This window comes from Geobacter sp. 60473 (genome assembly GCF_036323535.1).
In the GTDB taxonomy this organism is placed as follows: domain Bacteria; phylum Desulfobacterota; class Desulfuromonadia; order Geobacterales; family Geobacteraceae; genus Geobacter; species Geobacter sulfurreducens.
The window spans coordinates 453,526-468,409 of sequence record NZ_AP028967.1 but is presented as its reverse complement, the minus strand read 5'-3'; the positions used below and the strand labels follow the sequence as shown (position 1 = coordinate 468,409).

Genomic DNA, 14,884 nt, shown 5'->3' with positions numbered 1-14,884 from the left:
GGTACCGTTGTCAGTTAGCGTGAAAAAACTTGCCGGGAAGCTGAGTTACGGCTCCCTTCAGTTCCAGGCGCAGTAACATAGCCGAAACCTCCCCCACTGTCAACGCGCTTTTGGCAATGATCTCGTCGATGTGAAGTGGATCGGCGCCGAACATCGCCATCAGGGCGGCCTCGCCGGCGGGAAGCGGCGGCAGTGGCGGCGCAACGGCAACCGCAGCCGCAGCGCGGGGGACAAGCTCTTCCAGGATATCCTCAACCCCGGCCACGAGCTTGGCTCCTTCCCGGATGAGCCGGTTGGTGCCGCTGCTGCCGCTGCTCGTGATATTCCCCGGAATGGCGAAGACGTCCCGCCCCTGGTCCAGAGCCATCTGCGCCGTGATGAGCGAGCCGCTCCGCTCGGCCGCCTCCACCACCAGGACACCGCGGCACATGCCGCTGATGATCCGGTTGCGGCGGGGAAAATTCTCGGCCAGAGGCCCCATGCCCAGGGGAAACTCGGACACCAGCGCTCCCTGGTCGGCCACCCGGGCGAAGAGCGCCCGATTCTCGGGGGGGTACACCACATCGATGCCGCACCCCAGAACGCCGACGGTCTTCCCCTCCCCGGCCAGGGCACCCTGGTGGGCCGCGGTATCGATGCCCCGGGCCATGCCAGAAACCACCGTCACCCCGCGGCGGGCAAGGTCCTCGGCCAGCCGGGCCGTAACGGAGCGGCCGTAGGCGGTGGCCCGGCGCGATCCCACCACGGCCACGGCGGGCTCCAGCCCCGCCGGGTCGCCCTTCACGTAGAGGTAGGGGGGCGGGTCGGCAATCTGGAGGAGAAGCGGCGGGTAGTCAGGATCCCGGATGGTGACGATGCGGACGCCCGCGCGCCGGACCCGTTCGCACTCCGACTCGGCAAAGGCACGGGGATCATGCCCCCGGATGGAGGCCGCGACCGCTGAGCTTACGCCGCGCACGGATGCAAGTTCAGCATCGGAGGCACTGAAAACCGCCTCGGGAGAGCCGAACCGCTCCAGCAGCCGTCGATAGAGGACATTCCCCACCAGGGGGACCGATCTGAGTGCAAACCAGTGATACATGGGAGTGGGAAGACGGCAGGCCCTTTCATGCCGGAGACGGGGGATACGAAACAGGGACCGGCCGTGCCGGTCCCCGCAATGCTGCCTACCTGGCGGCCCGGACCTCGACCCGGTCACCCCGGTAGATGGTATCGATGCTCTTCACCACCAGGGCCGTCGACGTGGTCTCGCCGCTGGCCACCACCACCAGGGCGCCGATCACCTCAGGGGGCAGCTTCTTCACGGAGATGTCGGCATACTGCTGATCGGGCACCACGTCGCGCAGCACGTAGAACATGTGCCCCGGTTGGGCGCCCTGGCTTTTTCCGATGTCTATGAAGACAAGGTCACCTTCGCTGATGGCCTTGTTGCCCCCCTGCGAGTCAACGACAAAGCCGTTCATATCCTGCTGGGCCGCCTTCAGGGGAACCAGGCGTCGCTTGTCCCGCCAGGGGAGGATGAGGGAGCCCGGCCCGATCTCCTGGTAGGACTTGGTCACAATTGCCTTGGAGACCTTTCCTTCCACCTCGGTGAGCTGGAGGGTGCCGAGGGGGATCATCTTCTCGCCGAGGATCACGTTCGTGACCGGATGGCTCACGGCTTCGAGCTTTTTATAGATGGAGAACCGGTCGCCCACCTTGGCGCCCTGATCCGCACCGATGTCCACGTAGACGATGTCGTCTTCGCCCACGATCACGCGGCTCTGGCTGGTGGTGATGATCCTGCCGGCAGGCTTGAACCCTTTTTCCACCAGATAACCTTCGCTGCCGCTCACCAGGAAGCTCCGCTCCGCCACCGGTTCCTCGGAGGGGCGGGGCGTCGGTGCCGCCTCGGGCGTTGCGGGCGTACGCGGCTCGATCTCGATCCGGTCGGGATAGACCCTGACCCGTTGTCCAGGGTAGATGAAGTGGGGATTGCCGATGGCAGGGTTTCTGGCCCAGAGGTTCGGCCAGTAGTAGGGGTCCTTGAGAAAGCGCTCGGACAGTCCCCAGAGGGTGTCACCCTTCTGGATGACGTAGACCGTCGGCTCCTCGGCGGCAGCCAGCGCCCCGAGTGGAGCGACAAGAGATAGGGCGAGAAGGAGGGAAGCAGCCAGCATCCGTTTCATGGTCACCTCGCAGCCCCGTCCGTGAAGGGGCACCTGATGCGCCGGCGGGGCGAACGCCGGCATGGGTACGGAATCACTGATTTTTCGGAACCGCAGCAGCGAGGCGTTCGCGGGCCTTGGCCGCGGCGGGACTCCGGGGATACCTTGCGACGAGCGATTCAAGTGCCTCACGTGCCCGCCCCGGCTCCTTCATGGCATAGAGCGTGTAACCGCTCTTGAGCAGGGCGTCGGGGACTTTGTTGCTCGCGGGATAGCGCTCGGCCACCAATCTGAAGGCATCCAGCGCCCGGGGCAGGTCGGAGCGCGAATAGTGGCATTCGCCGATCCAGTAGAGGGCATTGCCCGCATACTCGCTGTCGGGATATTCCGCAAGAAATGCCTGAAACGCCTCCACGGCGCCGGCGAAGTTGTTGGCGCTGTAAAGGCCGAAGGCCTTCAGGTAGGCATCGGGGGGGCCGTCCTTTTCACGGGGCGCGCCGTCTCGGCTCACCACCTCGATGCGGGATGGGGTACCGGCCGCGGGGGCGACCTGGGCGAGGCGTTCGGTGATGTTCGCCTGCAGTTCCCGCTGTCCGGCCTTGATCTGCTCGAGCTCGGCGCCCTGGGCGGCCAGGCGCTCGCGGAGCGCGGTCACCTCGGCCGAAAGTTCGGCGAGGCGCACGCCGGAGGTGGTGCTGGCCTGATGCAGGTGCTCCAGGCGCGTCTCCATCTCCGACTGCTTCCGTACCATCACATCCTGGCCGGTGCAACCGGCGGCCGCCACGAGGCAAAGTCCGGCAACAGCGTGTCTGAGCAGGTTCATGGACCCTCTCCCTGGTGAACTCTTCGGAGAGTTAATGACATTTCCCCTTGTTTGTCAAGGTCAAAGCCGTGACCGGAATCACGCGTTACATGAATATATTCACGTAATTTTGTTGATTACGTTAGCGTTGGATATGCTATAACATCGATCAGCAAGACAGCATCCGGCAAAGCGAGCGCCCACAGGACCGCACATGAAGATTTCCTTTGTCATTCCGGTGCATAACGAGCAGGACAATCTCCTCCCCCTTTTCGACGAAATCACCCGGATGGCCAATGCCGAACGGTACGAATACGAGATCATCTTCGTCGACGACGGGAGCCGCGACGACAGCCTCCGGGTTCTAAAAACCCTGGCGCGGGACTGCACGGCCGTTCGCTACCTATCGCTGGCCGCCAACCGGGGCCAGTCCGCGGCCCTGGGGGTGGGCTTCGCCCACGCCGCCGGGGATGTCATCATCACCATGGACGCCGACGGGCAGAACGACCCGGCCGATGTGCCCGCCATGATGGCCCGTTACGGCGAAGGCTGCGACATGGTGACCGGCTGGCGCCGCAACAGGCGCGACACCCTGTCCAAACGGTTGGGGAGCAGGATCGGCAACGGCATCCGCAATCGCCTCACCGGGGAGGGCATTCACGACACCGGCTGCTCCCTGAAGGTCATGCGGGCGGACATGGTCAAACGGATCAAGATGTTCAAGGGGATGCACCGCTTCCTGCCGACCCTCATGAGGCTGGAGGGAGCCCGCGTCGTTGAGATGGAGGTGAACCACCGCCCCCGGCGCCACGGCACATCCAACTACACCAACTGGCGGCGGGCCCGGGAGGGGTTCTTCGACCTGCTGGCGGTGCGCTGGATGCAACGGCGGTATCAACCGGCAACCATAGGAGAAAAACATGTCTAAGGCGGCGATGCTTACCATGGGAATCGGTTTCGCCGGACAGGCCCTGTTCTTCATGCGCTTTTTCGTCCAGTGGATCCATACCGAGCGCCGGAAGGAAAGCGTCATCCCCGAGGCGTTCTGGTACTTCAGCATCATCGGCGGGTTGTTCCTTCTGGTCTACGCCGTCATAAAACGGGACCCGGTCTTCATCGTGGGACAATCCACCGGTACGGTCATCTATCTGCGCAACCTCTACTTCATCCGCAAGAACAAGAGGAAGGACGTGATCGATGCGCTTGAGTCGTAGGGCGCTCCCCTTCCTGGCCATTTACTTCCTGATCCTCCTCTATCCCGGGTCGGCGCTCCACCTGAGAGAGTCCACCGAGGCCCGCTACGGTGAAATCGCCCGGGAGATGGTAGTGACCGGGAACTGGCTCGAGCCGCACCTGAACGGCATCAAGCACTTCCACAAGCCTCCCCTGTCCATGTGGGGAATGGCCGCCGGGATGGAGATCTTCGGCATCAACGGCTTCGGGGTCCGCCTTTTCGGCATCGTTGCCGCAACGGCGGCCCTGGCCGCCCTGCTCGGGACGGCCCGCATCGTCCTCGGCAGCGGGGACGAGGCGATCAATGCCATGCTCATCTGCGGCACATCGCTCCTCTTCCTCTCCTCGTCACGGGTGGTTTCCACCGACATCTACCTGGCCTGCTTCACGGCCCTGGCCCAACTCATGCTCTTCCGCCAGCTGTACGGCGGGCGCAGCTTCTGGAACGCCCCCCTTTACGGGCTGTTCCTGGGCCTCGGGTTCCTCACCAAGGGACCGATCATCCTGCTCTTCACCCTGCTCCCCTTTCTGGTGGCCAAGACCTTTGACCGCGATCACCGCAACGTTTTCACCTGGCGCGAGGTAGCCGCGGCAGCCGGCGCCTTTGCAGCGGTGGCGCTCCCCTGGTACCTGGCGGTGAGCATCAGCAATCCGGAGCTTCCCGACTACTTCCTCAAAGTCCAGACCGTGGACCGGGTGGCCACCAACCGCTTCGGCCGGGACAAGCCGTTCTGGTACTTCTTCGTCATCTTCAGCGCCACCTTTTTCCCCTACACGCTGTTCCTGGCCCGGGGCGTCGCCGGGTGGAAGCAGCTCGACGGACGGATCAGGACGCTCTTCGTCTATATCGTGGCGCCACTGGTGGTGTTCTCCCTGGCCAAGAGCAAGCTGTCCGCCTACATCCTCCCCTTTTACGGCACGGCCTCCATCATAACGGCGTACGCGCTGACCCGGTTCGAGACGGCCCGGCTGCGCGCCGCCACCCTGGTCATCCTCACCCTGGCCGCCGTTGCGGCTGGCGGGACCGGCTTTTTCTACAAGCCGGCCGCCCCCCTGAAGCTCCAGCTCCTCCTGTACGGCGGAGTGCTCCTCGTCCTGTGCGCCTACCTCTGGAAGAGCCGCCTCTCGCCCCAGTTCGTCAGGAACACGGCCCTTTATACCCTCTGCCTGTCGGTGACGGTCTACAGCGCCATGACGCATCTGGGCCCACACCTTAAGGGATACGGCGACATGGTCGCCGCCATCGACCGCATCGACCCGGAGCACAAGCGCGACATCCTGATGTACGGCACGTTCATCCCCTCGCTCTCCTTCTACCGGAACCGGATCGCCGCCATGGGGCTCGTGACCGACCGGGATCTCCGCTTCGAGGAGGATGGCGCCACCCGCGACATCTACCTTCCCACCGATGCCGACGTGGAGCGGTTTCTGGCCGCACGGGGCGAAATCTTCGTGGTGACCGACCAGGGCCAGATGGAACAATTCCGGCTGAAGCACGCATGCTCCGTCACGCCGGTCTTTGTCCAGCGCAAGCACACGGCCTATCTCTGCCGAAGGGAGCCTCCCCCGCCGCCGGCGCCCTGATCCGACCTCTTGTTCTCGTTCTCCCATCAAAGTGTTCTGCCGGGGACGATGACTGTGATATCATCCCGGCCACACGAACCTTCAGCGCGGAGCAGTCATGCAGATCCCCGAACTCCTGGCACCGGCCGGGAACCTCGAAAAACTCAAGGTGGCCGTCCACTACGGCGCCGACGCCGTCTACCTGGGCGGCGCCCGCTTCGGCCTGCGGAGCCAGGCCGACAACTTCACCCCCGCCACCATGGCCGAGGCCGTGGCCTATGCCCACGACCGGGGGGTGAAGGTCTACCTCACGGTCAACAGCTATCCCGACACCGACGATCTGGAGGAGCTGGACCGCTACCTGGAAGAGGTGGCGCCGATCCCCTTCGACGCCTTCATCGCCGCCGATCCCGGGGTCATCGCCACCATCCGCCGCATCGTCCCGGAACGCACCATCCATCTCTCGACCCAGGCCAATACCACCACCTGGCGCAGTGCCCTCTTCTGGCAGCAGCAGGGCATCAGCCGCATCAACCTGGCCCGGGAGATGTCCCTTGAGGCGATCCGCGAAACCCGCCGCCACGTGTCGGCCGAACTGGAGGTCTTTGCCCACGGCGCCCTCTGCGTGGCCTATTCGGGACGCTGCCTCCTCTCCGCCGTCATGACCGGCCGGCATGCCAACCGGGGGGAGTGCACCCATCCCTGCCGCTGGAGCTACGCCCTGGTGGAGGAAAGCCGACCCGGCGAGTATTACCCGGTCACGGAGGATGAAAACGGCACCTTCATCTTCAACTCCCGTGACCTCTGCCTCATCCGCCACATTCCCGAGCTGGTGGAGGCGGGAGTCGACTCCCTCAAGATCGAGGGGAGGATGAAGGGAATCCACTACGTGGCGTCGGTGGTGCGGGTCTACCGGGAGGCGCTCGATCGCTATGCCGCCGACCCCGCCGGCTACGCGTTCCGCTCCGAGTGGCTGGAGGAGCTGTCCAAGGTGAGCCACCGGGGATACACCACCGGCTTCCTCCTGGGCCGCCCCGAGGCGGCGGACCTGGAGTACGACTCCCGCTACCTGCGCAGCCATGACTTTCTCGCCGTGGTGGACGAGATCCTTCCCGACGGCACCGCCGTCCTCGCCGTCCGCAACCGCATCCGGCCGGGCTGGACCATGGAGCTGATGGGGCCGGGCATGCGCTCGGACACCTTCACGCTCGACACCTTCACGGACGATCAGGGGGTTCCCCTGACAGAGGCCCACCCTAACCAACGGATCCGGGCGATACTCCCCGGCACGGCCGCCCCCTGGGATCTGCTGCGGCGGGAACGGGACGACTGAGGTCGCCATGGAACGGCCAACCATCGCCATCAAGGTAGACGCCGACACCTTCGTGGGGACCCGGGACGGCATCCCGCGCATCCTCGACATCCTCGGCCGCTTCGGGGTCAAGGCGACATTCTACTTTTCCCTGGGTCCCGACAATACCGGCAAGGCGGTGCGCCGCATCATCACCCGGCGGGGATTCCTCCGGACCAGCCTCCGGCTCAACGCGCCGGCCCTGCTGGGGCCGCGGACCCTTCTCTCGGGCCTGCTGATCCCGCCCCCCATCATCGGCAACCGGCTCGCCGACACCATCCGGCTCACTGCCCGCCTCGGCCATGAGGTGGGCATCCACGGCTGGGACCATGTAAAGTGGCACGACCTTCTTCCCTGGATTCCGAAAAAGATGATCGCCCTGGAACTGGGCCGCGCCTGCGCCCTCTTCGAGGAGGTGATGGGACGACGGGCCCGGACCGCCGCGGCGCCCGGCTGGACCGTGAGCGCCGACTCCCTCGAAATCCAGGACTCCATGCTTCTGTCCTTTTGCAGCGATTGCCGGGGACGGACCCCCTTCTACCCGGTTGTGGACGGACGGCGGTTCGGCACCCTCCAGGTGCCCACCACCCTGCCGACCCTGGACGAACTGCTGGGCGGGGGGATCGCCACGGAGCGGGAGGCCGTGGACCGGCTCATGGGCCTGGTGGGGCCGGGGCTCAACGTCCACACGGTGCAGGCCGAAATCGAAGGGAAGCGCTATGCGCCGCACCTGGCGTCGCTGCTGGACCGGCTCACGGGCACCGGCGTCCGCTTCGTCACTCTGGGCGAAGCCGCGGACGAGGCCAAGCGGGCAACCGTGCCCGTCTGCCGGCTCACCATGGAGGAGATCCCGGGCCGTCCCGGGCGGGTGGCGGTTCAGGGCGAGGAATGGAGCGAACCGGGACCGGCGGCCGGAGAACCGTGATTCCCGGCGTTGATCACCAGAGGAGCATTGGGGAGGGAGCCATGACGTCATTCACCGCCTTCGCCCTGCCGGGCGAACTGGACCTGAACCGGCTGGCCGCCGATCTGGGCTTCCCCCGGCGCTACCGGTGGGAAGAGCCCATGGTGCTCGACCAGGCGAGCCTCAAGCCCCTGTCGGGGGACCAGGGCACGACCAAGAGGGTTTACCTCTATTTCTTCGGCGGGGTGGTCTTCGTCAACTGCACGGAGGAGGAGGCAAGGGCCTTTTTCTGGAGTATGGCGCACTACGCGGAGCCGTTCAAGAGCGTGCCGGACGAGAAGTACCGGGACGACTACGCCCTGACCCTGGGGGAGAGCAGCGGACCTGCCGTGACCAACGACCTGGCGACCATGCCAGTGTATGACCCGGCCTACGTGGACACCATCTGCTTCGTCATCGCCAAGTCGGTGGCCCTGGAGCGGATCGAGGAGCGGGTCGACCAGGTCCTGGATGAAATGGAAACCGTCATCGGCATGCTCGACCGGGGCAAGCTGGGAATCTCGGACCGGCGCCTGGCAAAGCTGGCGGCCAACGTCCTGACCTACAAGTACCAGTCCATCGCCCACGTCATGGTCCTGGAAAAGCCGGAATTCACCTGGGAGAACCCCGAGGCGGACCGCCTCTACCTGACCATGGCCAACGTCTTCGAGCTGAACCAGCGCTACAACGAGATCAAGCACAAGGGGGAAACGCTCCTGGACATCACGGAGGTTTTCACGAGCCTCGCCCACGCCCGCCGCGCCTCCCGCCTTGAATGGACCATCATCATCCTGATCTTCATCGAGATCGTCATCTACCTCTTCGAGCTGATGCGCTAGGCGGCTAGAATCCCCCGCACAGGGCGAAATGCTCCCCCTCCTGGGCAGTCGCATCGAAGTGCCTGTGGCAGGCCCCGCAGGTCACGGTGTCGGCGGCGAATTTCTGCTGAAGGGTCAGGTTGCGGGTGTCGCACCAGTCGCAGTACCAAGCGTAGTAGTCGCCGAGCGGTATGATGTTCATGAATGGGCCTCCTGTTTATAGGTTTTGCCTCCATCATAGCGTGGCGATGTTGCGACGACGTTACAACTGCCTTAAACCTGGGACAGCTGCCTGAATATGTCAGCCTTCTTCCCGTGCGCCTCCCGCCACAGTGCTCTCTGGACCGCGTATGGCGGTGGCTTACTTTTTGAGGAACCGGTACGGGTCAGCCCGGGTAAGCCAGGGACTGCCGGGATACTCGGCCGTCAGCCGGTCATAGATACCGACCAGGTTCGCCACATCGTGGGTTTCGATGTAGCGGGAAACCCCGTTGAGATAGACCGCTTCCGGCGCCAGGCTGCTGGCGGGGTAGCCGGCGAGGATTTTTTCAAAGCACTCACACGCCGCGGGACGGTCCGGCAGATTGAACCTGGCCTTGCCAATCCCCAGCAGCAGTGACGGGATCAACTCATCCGGGGGATAAAAGCCCAGGGTTCGGTAATGTTCAACCCCTTCGGCATCCACAATCAGCAGGGTCGGGGTCCATTTTACCTTGTAGCGTGGCCCCAGTTCAGGGTCATCGGCCGGGATGCGGATGGGAATGAGATTGCCGTTGATAAAATCGATTACTGCGGAGTCAGGGTACGCAACCGCGTCCATGCGCTTGCATCCGATTCAGCCGGGGTTGAAAAAATCAACGAGCGCCAGTTTATTTTCGCTTCTGGCCCGCGCCAAGCCATCCTTGAATGAGGTGATCCACTTAATCTCTGCCATGGCCGTTCTCCTTTCTCGCTAGATCCTTACGGAATAACTAGTATCAAAATGCGAAGCAATCGCAACCCAAGCCCCAGAAGTCACCGTAACGGGGCACCGCGGCCTTGATGCCGACCAAGAGTTGGTGAGCAGCGTGCTGACAGCCGTGGGAATGGCACTCGGCGGTGTGCTGGTGCTGGGGCACCGGGACGCCGGCACGGGCGGCTTTACGCATGTCCAGCGGCGCCCCGTACCCGCCATACACCTTCACGGGTGACCACTCCGGCAGCACCGGCAGCGGCGTCGGATCGAGGTTCCCGAATTCCCCGGCGCCGTAGACAATCTTCCCGTCAACAATGGTCAGGACCGACTCGATTCCCTTGATGTTCACTTCCGGCACGGTGAAGTAATCGTCCGTGAGCGCCGTGACATCCGCCAGCTGGCCGACGGCGATGATCCCCTTCTTGCCGCTTTCACCGGAAAACCAGCTGCTCCCCTGGGTATAGAGCCGCAGCGCCTCCTCACGGCTGAGACGGTTTGCCTCGGAATACAGCGGGGCGCCGCCGACGGTCTTCCCCGCAACCAGCCAGTAGAGGGAAACCCAGGGGTTGTAGCTGGAGACGCGGGTGGCATCGGTCCCCGCCCCCACGGGAATGCCAAGATCGAGCATCTTTCGCACCGGAGGGGTCCGCTCCGCTGCCTGCTTCCCATAACGATCCAGGAAATATTCCCCCTGAAAGGCCATGCGGTTCTGGATGGCAATGCCGCCCCCCAGCGCCTTGACCCGCTCCATGCTTTTGTCGGAGATGGTTTCGCAATGATCGAAGAACCATTTTGTGTCGGTGAAGGGGATTTCGCGGTTCACCTCTTCGAAGACGTCCAGCATGCGAGAGATGCTTTCGTCATAGGTGGCGTGGAGGCGGAACGGCCACTTATTGGCGGCCAGGAGCGAAACAACCTCCTTCAGCTCCTTCTCCAGGTTGGATGGAAGGGCGGGGCGGGGTTCCAGGAAATCCTCGAAATCCGCCGCAGAGTAGGCCAGCATCTCTCCGGCGCCGTTGCAGCGATAGAAATCGTCACCCATGCCGGGGGAGGTCAGCTTCATGCAGCGCAGAAAATCCTCTTTTTCCTCCTTGGGCTTTTGCGTAAAGATGTTGTAGGCCATGCGTACAGTCATTTCACCCCGCCGGTGCAACTCCTCGATGATCGCGTAGTCATCCGGGTAGATCTGCGAACCGCCCCCGGCGTCCACCAGGCTGGTGAGGCCAAGGCGATTCAGTTCCCGCATGAAGTGCCGCGATGAATTCATCTGATGTTCGGGGGGGAGTTTCGGCTGCTTGCCGACGGTGGCGTACAGGATGCCGGCATTGGGACGGGCGATGAGAAGCCCGGTGGGATTGCCGGACTTGTCCCGCTGGATTTCACCGGCGGGGGGATCAGGGGTGTCTTTCGTGTAGCCGCAGGCCCGAAGCGCGGCCTTGTTCAGCATGCCGCGGCAATAGAGGTGCAGGACGAAGACCGGGGTATCGGGAGCGACAGCGTTGATCTCATCGAGAGTGGGCATGCGGCGCTCGGCGAACTGGAATTCGCTCCAGCCGCCGATGACCCGCACCCATTGGCCTGGGGGAGTGCGCTGCGCCTGCTCTTTCAGCATGCGCAAGCCGTCGGCAAGAGACGGGACTCCGTCCCAGCGCAGCTCCAGGTTGTAGGTGAGCCCCCCGCGGATCACATGCATGTGGGAATCGTTGAGGCCGGGGATGACCCGGCGCCCCTTGAGATCTATTCGCTGCGTCTTGTCAGTTGCGGTGCCGAGGAGTTCATCTCCCCCGGTGGCGGTTATGCGTCCTCCGGCCATGGCAATGGCCGAGACCCGAGGGTTGGCATCATCGAGGGTGGTGATCGTGCCGTTATGCAGAATCAGGTCGGGTGCGTTCATGATGTTGCCTCCCTTACGGGCGGTGTTTCAGCCAGGGTCTGAGTAATTTCACCAACAGAGGCATGGCCGCCCACGTTAGAACAATTACTATGCCCACAGATACCACCAATGCCTTCAGTGGCCGAGGCTGGCTGGCTATGAATGGATTCAGCAGCCACGGTACCAGCATGCTGACCGGCCAGACCCCCAGAACCGTGACGATGGCCATTTTCCAGCGTGGGGGAGACGCCGGCGCACCTGGCGGCGCAAACCAGTACTCCAGGCCGCTTTCCAGGCGGTATGTCGGTTCGCGCTCCCTGAACGGTTCGGCTTTTTCTAATAGTTCCCGCCGGATGTCCGATTCCTGCCAGTTTCTCAGGTGCTCATAGGTATCGAATCGGAAAATAACCACATACTCTCGCTCGCTGCCGCTGGGCGTTATCACGTTGATGCCCATGTGGCCCGGGAAGCCGAGGGCGGCGGCTGAAATCTCATGCCGCCACGCCTCGAATTTCCTTTCGCTCCCCTGCCTGACCCGCCAGGTTACAACGGTCGTCAAGGGGCCGGTTTCCTGTGCAAGGCTGTTATTCATTTCCCCGGGGCCTTGCGGCTGGGTGGTGCGCCATGCACCATGGTGTAGGCATACTCCACGCCCTGGCCGTAGGCGCCGCAGTGCTCCTTGACCGTCTGGATGACAGCGTCGTAGGTGTCCTTGCGGGCCCAGTCACGCTGGTACTCAAGGAGAACCTGCAGAGCGGTCATGGGCACCGCACCAGCCTGTTCGACGCGTCGCATGGCTGCATTGTGGGCGGTAACGCTTGTCCCGCCCGAGGCATCTTCCACGGCATAGACGTCATAGCCGGCTTTAATTGCTTCCAGGGCCGGGAACGCCAGGCAGACCTCGGTCCAGAGGGCCGCCATGACCAGTTTTTTCCGCCCTGTGGTCTTTACCGCCGCCACGAATTTCTCGTCCTCCCACGAGTTCATGGAACTCCGCTCGACCGGTTCCTGGTTGGGAAAGATGTCGAGAATCTCCGGCCACATGTTGCCGGAGAAGCTTTTCGTCTCCACCGTTGTGAGGATGGTCGGCACATTGAAGATTTTTGCCGCCTTGGCCAGGAGCAGGACGTTGTTGAAGAGGGTCTGCCGGTCTATGTTGGCGACACCGAACGTCATCTGGGGTTGAAAATCGATCAGGATAAGGGCTGAATTCTGAGGATTGAGCAGTTCCGTGTAGTTCATGATATGACTCCTTTTATTGGACTTTGCATCTTCGTACTACAGGTAAAGTGTACCCCCGCAATTCATCGAATCAATGTACTGTTTACGCGCTTGAGCCTGCCTGATGTGTCAGGCCAGGTCAAAAAGAAGCACTTCCGCCTTTTCCTTGCCGATGACAATCAGCTGATTTTCGTCGCTCACTGCGGCACCGTCTCCCGGACTCAGATGGTGACCGTTTATCTCAACACTGCCGCGAGCTACCTGAAGCCAGACGTGGCGGCCTGCTGGTACGACATGAGCAATCTCTTCTCCCTGTTCAAGCAGGGCTGCATACAGGTTAACGTCCTGATTGATGGTCACGGACCCGTTACGGCCGTCTCGCGAGGCGATCAGCCGCAGTTTTTTCCGCTTTTCCTCATCCGGGAAGAAGGTCTGTTCATAGCTGGGTGCTACCCCGTCCTTTTCAGGCACTATCCAGATTTGGAGGAAATGCACAAGTTCAGACCCGGAATGGTTGAACTCGCTGTGGGTGATGCCGGTGCCGGCACTCATGCGCTGCACCTCGCCGGGGCGGATGACCGAACCGTTGCCCATACTGTCCTTGTGTTCCAGCGCACCTTCCAGGACATAGGTGATGATCTCCATGTCACGGTGGGGATGGGTCGGAAAACCTTCTTTTGGCTGGACCCGATCTTCATTGATGACCCGCAAGGCCCTGAAACCCATATGCTTCGGGTCGTAGTAATCGGCAAAGGAAAAGGTATGGTAGGTATTCAGCCAGCCATGATCGGCATGTCCACGTTCAGTTGCTTTTCGTATGCGGAGCATTGTCGTGACTCCTTTATTGGTAACGATCCGATTCGATCGCAGCAGTGATACGTTTGTTTAGATTACGGAGCAGGCGATACGTCAACCCCCAGAGAGGCTGTTGTTTGTCATCCAGTAGTCTCAACGCCGGAAATCGGCGGAGTCGGTTGCGGACAAAAAACTCCACCTGGGCAACGCGGGCCGGGTTGCTGAACTCCCCGGCAGAAACCCAGAAGGCGTCGGCAATTTCGTCCTGGGCCAGGTGCAACACGGGATGCTGCTTTACTGCATAGACAAAGCAGGAGACAACTATCCGCAAACCTCCGGGGGCAATGTCGCCGAGACGGCCCAGGTAGTGCGCAGTGGAAAGATCCAGCCCGATCTCTTCCCGTGTTTCCCGCTCGGCAGTTTCTTTAAGGCTGCGGTCATAGCTCTCTGCTCTTCCCCCCGGAAAACCGATCTGACCGGACCAGTAATCATTTTCGTTGCTTGATCGTTCAATAAACAGGATGTTCAACCCGGCCGGTCGTTCCTCCAGAATCAAGGCGACTGCGGCGTGCGCGCGCCCCCCCGGCTCAATGATGCGTGACTGATGGTTGGTGAGCGCCGTGCCGATCTGTTGAATCGTGTTCACGGTGTTGCTCCTCAGGCTTTACGGGCAATAAGGCGGTCCAGCGACCAGCGCCCACCACCGGCAATCACCAGGGCCAGCGCCATACCGACCACCAACAGATGGTACTCGAACCCCTCACCGGCCTGCTTTCCGAACCAGTTCATGAAAAAACCGTATTTCACATGGCCCATCAAGGCGGCCACGCCGATGGTTGCACCAATGCCGAAGGCAGCAATCCGGGTAAAGAGCCCCGCGATTAGTCCAAGTGCACCAAACGATTCGGCCAGTACCGCCAGCAAGGCAAACAGGTAGGGGATGCCCATGTTCTCGGTAAAATGGTGCATGGTTCCACTAAAACCATGGCCACCGAACCATCCCAGCACTTTCTGGGCACCGTGGGGAAGCATTACCACCCCCAGGGTCACGCGCAGGATGGTAGTGGAAAATTCATCCTGTGTAGCAAGTAGTTTGTTCAACATCGTCTAACTCCTTCGAGGTTTGGCGTCCGACCGGACATCAGGATCAAGACCGGGAGGAGATGGCAACTGCCTCCCGGCC

General features: G+C 62.5%; 17 protein-coding genes. 6 read left to right on the top strand and 11 right to left on the bottom strand.

What is annotated here, in order from left to right; genetic code table 11:
- Positions 1 to 10 precede the first annotated feature (10 nt).
- From dprA to ybgF, 3 genes are all read right to left on the bottom strand, one after another.
- On the bottom strand, positions 11 to 1,081 hold the full coding sequence (gene dprA / locus AABA48_RS02185) for a DNA-processing protein DprA (RefSeq protein ID WP_286351909.1): 1,071 nt from the start codon (positions 1,079 to 1,081) through the stop codon (positions 11 to 13).
- An 85-nt stretch (positions 1,082 to 1,166) separates the two neighbouring features.
- Complete coding sequence (locus tag AABA48_RS02180) at positions 1,167 to 2,159, bottom strand: LysM peptidoglycan-binding domain-containing protein (RefSeq protein WP_286352501.1); 993 nt, start codon at positions 2,157 to 2,159, stop codon at positions 1,167 to 1,169.
- Between the two features lie 82 nt (positions 2,160 to 2,241).
- Positions 2,242 to 2,970 (bottom strand): tol-pal system protein YbgF, encoded by a 729-nt coding sequence (ybgF, locus tag AABA48_RS02175; protein ID WP_286351908.1) that lies wholly within the window; start codon positions 2,968 to 2,970, stop codon positions 2,242 to 2,244.
- A 193-nt stretch (positions 2,971 to 3,163) separates the two neighbouring features.
- Between ybgF and AABA48_RS02170 the strand changes: the two genes are divergently transcribed.
- The 6 genes from AABA48_RS02170 (at position 3,164) to AABA48_RS02145 (ending at position 8,878) form a co-directional block, all read left to right on the top strand.
- On the top strand, positions 3,164 to 3,877 hold the full coding sequence (locus AABA48_RS02170) for a glycosyltransferase family 2 protein (RefSeq protein WP_324310753.1): 714 nt from the start codon (positions 3,164 to 3,166) through the stop codon (positions 3,875 to 3,877).
- Positions 3,870 to 4,163 (top strand): lipid-A-disaccharide synthase N-terminal domain-containing protein, encoded by a 294-nt coding sequence (locus tag AABA48_RS02165; RefSeq protein WP_010943190.1) that lies wholly within the window; start codon positions 3,870 to 3,872, stop codon positions 4,161 to 4,163. Before AABA48_RS02170 ends, AABA48_RS02165 begins: the two co-directional genes overlap by 8 nt.
- Positions 4,147 to 5,766: an ArnT family glycosyltransferase gene (locus tag AABA48_RS02160; RefSeq protein ID WP_324310750.1), complete on the top strand. Its 1,620-nt coding sequence runs from the start codon at positions 4,147 to 4,149 to the stop codon at positions 5,764 to 5,766. The genes AABA48_RS02165 and AABA48_RS02160 overlap by 17 nt, the downstream gene beginning before the upstream one ends.
- A 97-nt stretch (positions 5,767 to 5,863) precedes the next feature.
- A complete protein-coding gene (locus tag AABA48_RS02155; protein ID WP_338270920.1) occupies positions 5,864 to 7,078 on the top strand; it encodes a peptidase U32 family protein in 1,215 nt (404 codons plus the stop codon).
- Between the two features lie 7 nt (positions 7,079 to 7,085).
- Entirely contained in the window at positions 7,086 to 8,021 is a 936-nt protein-coding gene (locus AABA48_RS02150) for a 4-deoxy-4-formamido-L-arabinose-phosphoundecaprenol deformylase (protein ID WP_286351904.1), read from the top strand.
- Between the two features lie 41 nt (positions 8,022 to 8,062).
- Positions 8,063 to 8,878 carry an RMD1 family protein gene (locus AABA48_RS02145; protein WP_338270919.1) on the top strand — a complete coding sequence of 272 codons (816 nt, stop codon included), beginning with the start codon at positions 8,063 to 8,065 and terminating at the stop codon, positions 8,876 to 8,878.
- Positions 8,879 to 8,882: 4 nt separating this feature from the next.
- Here the strand turns inward: AABA48_RS02145 and AABA48_RS02140 are convergent, their stop codons facing one another.
- The 8 genes from AABA48_RS02140 to AABA48_RS02105 all read right to left on the bottom strand — a co-directional run bounded on the left by AABA48_RS02140 (position 8,883) and on the right by AABA48_RS02105 (position 14,805).
- Positions 8,883 to 9,059, bottom strand: a complete 177-nt coding sequence (locus AABA48_RS02140) for a hypothetical protein (RefSeq protein ID WP_286351902.1) — start codon at positions 9,057 to 9,059, stop codon at positions 8,883 to 8,885.
- Between the two features lie 159 nt (positions 9,060 to 9,218).
- The gene (locus AABA48_RS02135) at positions 9,219 to 9,677 is read right to left on the bottom strand and encodes a hypothetical protein (RefSeq protein WP_338270917.1); all 459 of its coding nucleotides are present in this window, start codon (positions 9,675 to 9,677) and stop codon (positions 9,219 to 9,221) included.
- Between the two features lie 157 nt (positions 9,678 to 9,834).
- A complete protein-coding gene (locus AABA48_RS02130; protein WP_338270915.1) occupies positions 9,835 to 11,706 on the bottom strand; it encodes an amidohydrolase in 1,872 nt (623 codons plus the stop codon).
- 13 nt (positions 11,707 to 11,719) lie between these two features.
- The gene (locus AABA48_RS02125) at positions 11,720 to 12,244 is read right to left on the bottom strand and encodes an antibiotic biosynthesis monooxygenase (protein WP_286351899.1); all 525 of its coding nucleotides are present in this window, start codon (positions 12,242 to 12,244) and stop codon (positions 11,720 to 11,722) included.
- 29 nt (positions 12,245 to 12,273) lie between these two features.
- Positions 12,274 to 12,927 carry a hydrolase gene (locus AABA48_RS02120; protein WP_286351898.1) on the bottom strand — a complete coding sequence of 218 codons (654 nt, stop codon included), beginning with the start codon at positions 12,925 to 12,927 and terminating at the stop codon, positions 12,274 to 12,276.
- A 108-nt stretch (positions 12,928 to 13,035) separates the two neighbouring features.
- Positions 13,036 to 13,734, bottom strand: a complete 699-nt coding sequence (locus tag AABA48_RS02115) for a pirin family protein (protein WP_286351897.1) — start codon at positions 13,732 to 13,734, stop codon at positions 13,036 to 13,038.
- A 13-nt stretch (positions 13,735 to 13,747) separates the two neighbouring features.
- On the bottom strand, positions 13,748 to 14,347 hold the full coding sequence (locus AABA48_RS02110) for an NUDIX hydrolase (RefSeq protein WP_286351896.1): 600 nt from the start codon (positions 14,345 to 14,347) through the stop codon (positions 13,748 to 13,750).
- An 11-nt stretch (positions 14,348 to 14,358) separates the two neighbouring features.
- Positions 14,359 to 14,805, bottom strand: a complete 447-nt coding sequence (locus AABA48_RS02105; RefSeq protein WP_286351895.1) for a DoxX family protein — start codon at positions 14,803 to 14,805, stop codon at positions 14,359 to 14,361.
- Between the last annotated feature and the right edge of the window lie 79 nt (positions 14,806 to 14,884).

Bases quoted from the DNA above. Each gene is read 5' to 3' on its own strand.
- AABA48_RS02180 (WP_286352501.1), bottom strand. From the start codon at position 2,159: ATGCTGGCTGCTTCCCTCCTTCTCGCCCTATCTCTTGTCGCTCCACTC.
- AABA48_RS02140 (WP_286351902.1), bottom strand. From the start codon at position 9,059: ATGAACATCATACCGCTCGGCGACTACTACGCTTGGTACTGCGACTGG.
- AABA48_RS02135 (WP_338270917.1), bottom strand. From the start codon at position 9,677: ATGGACGCGGTTGCGTACCCTGACTCCGCAGTAATCGATTTTATCAAC.
- ybgF (WP_286351908.1), bottom strand. From the start codon at position 2,970: ATGAACCTGCTCAGACACGCTGTTGCCGGACTTTGCCTCGTGGCGGCC.
- AABA48_RS02165 (WP_010943190.1), top strand. From the start codon at position 3,870: ATGTCTAAGGCGGCGATGCTTACCATGGGAATCGGTTTCGCCGGACAG.
- dprA (WP_286351909.1), bottom strand. From the start codon at position 1,081: ATGTATCACTGGTTTGCACTCAGATCGGTCCCCCTGGTGGGGAATGTC.
- AABA48_RS02160 (WP_324310750.1), top strand. From the start codon at position 4,147: ATGCGCTTGAGTCGTAGGGCGCTCCCCTTCCTGGCCATTTACTTCCTG.
- AABA48_RS02150 (WP_286351904.1), top strand. From the start codon at position 7,086: ATGGAACGGCCAACCATCGCCATCAAGGTAGACGCCGACACCTTCGTG.
- AABA48_RS02170 (WP_324310753.1), top strand. From the start codon at position 3,164: ATGAAGATTTCCTTTGTCATTCCGGTGCATAACGAGCAGGACAATCTC.
- AABA48_RS02120 (WP_286351898.1), bottom strand. From the start codon at position 12,927: ATGAACTACACGGAACTGCTCAATCCTCAGAATTCAGCCCTTATCCTG.
- AABA48_RS02115 (WP_286351897.1), bottom strand. From the start codon at position 13,734: ATGCTCCGCATACGAAAAGCAACTGAACGTGGACATGCCGATCATGGC.
- AABA48_RS02105 (WP_286351895.1), bottom strand. From the start codon at position 14,805: ATGTTGAACAAACTACTTGCTACACAGGATGAATTTTCCACTACCATC.
- AABA48_RS02155 (WP_338270920.1), top strand. From the start codon at position 5,864: ATGCAGATCCCCGAACTCCTGGCACCGGCCGGGAACCTCGAAAAACTC.
- AABA48_RS02145 (WP_338270919.1), top strand. From the start codon at position 8,063: ATGACGTCATTCACCGCCTTCGCCCTGCCGGGCGAACTGGACCTGAAC.
- AABA48_RS02130 (WP_338270915.1), bottom strand. From the start codon at position 11,706: ATGAACGCACCCGACCTGATTCTGCATAACGGCACGATCACCACCCTC.